General features: G+C 69.4%; 1 protein-coding gene. It reads right to left on the reverse strand.

Annotated features, from left to right (window positions below; translation table 11 throughout):
- The coding region (locus AB9M23_RS22540; protein ID WP_372426945.1) for an IS481 family transposase at positions 1 to 1190 on the reverse strand (1190 nt) is incomplete at its 3' end.
- Positions 1191 to 1209: the final 19 nt, after the last annotated feature.

Here is a 1209-nt window from a genome sequence, read left to right on the forward strand (position 1 = left end):
GTTTGGGTGTTTTGCGACGCCCGGTCCCCCGGCCGGGGGACCGGGCGTCGCAACTTTCTGGTCTTGCGGTCGATGATCCCGATTTCCAGGTCGAAGAAGCGGACGAGCCAGTCGCCGGTGTCGGTCTCTTCGATCGCGATCGGCTCGCCGACGAGAGCACCGCTCACGAAGACGAGGCTCCCGGCCCACTTGATCTCGCCCGCCTGGCGTACCTTTCGGACCGCCGCCTCGGGCGCATAGGTCGGCTCCGGCAGGCGGTCGGGGAACAGCCGTGGCGCGGGCTCGTAGAACGCTGCCGGCGGCTTCTGGCCCAGCGCCTCGTGAGGCCGCTCGTGATTGTAGTCGTGGCGGAAGGCGTCGAAGCGCGCCTGCTGGGTCGCACGATCGGCGCAAGGCGGCATCATCGCCTCGCGCAAGAGCGTCCTGTGGAAGCGCTCGTGCCCGCCGTTCTGCTGCGGGCTGCCCCGGTCGATGCGTTCGTGGCGGACGCCGAGCTTGGCCCACCAGACCCCGAGCTCGGTGAGGCCCGTGATCCCGCTGGAAGCGAAGGGCGCGCCGTTGTCCGTTCGGATCGTCTCCGGCAGACCGTGCTCCCGGAAGGCGATCTCGAACAAGGGAATGGCTTCCTCCTTGCCGGTCGAGGCCGTCGCGCCCAGCACCACGAGAAAGCGGCTGAAGCCGTCGGTCACCGTCAACGGCTCGAGCCGGTCCCGATCTCCCAGCCGTACCCAGCCCTTGTGGTCGGCGCACCAGACGTGATTGGCATGCTGCGGTCGCGTCAGCTCGCCCAGGCGCGCGGGCGCCCGTCGCGGTGGCCTGCGGCTCGTCACCAGCCCCGCACGCTTCAAGATCTCGCCCGCCGTCGAGGGCGCGGGCCAGGTCACCTCCGGCATTTGAGCCGCGAGCTTCGCCACGATCTTGCGCGGCCCCCAGCTCGGACGCGCCAGACGCAGCGCGACGATCGACTCCGCCACCGCATCCGGCGTCGATCGGCCGTGACGATGCGGACCGCGTGGGCGATCCACCAGACCCGCCGGACCTTCCTCGCGATAGCGTCGGCGCCACTCGTACCCCGTCTGACGGCTGATGCCGAACAGCTCGCACAGCTCGACCATCGTCTGCTCGTCACGATCGCACAAAAGCGCGAACCGCATCCGTTGCTCCATCACACAGCTCTCGTTCCAGGCCATCGGCAGGTCCCCCTGCCGA

It is taken from the genome of Salinarimonas chemoclinalis (assembly GCF_041514305.1).
In the GTDB taxonomy this organism is placed as follows: Bacteria; Pseudomonadota; Alphaproteobacteria; order Rhizobiales; family Beijerinckiaceae; genus Salinarimonas; species Salinarimonas chemoclinalis.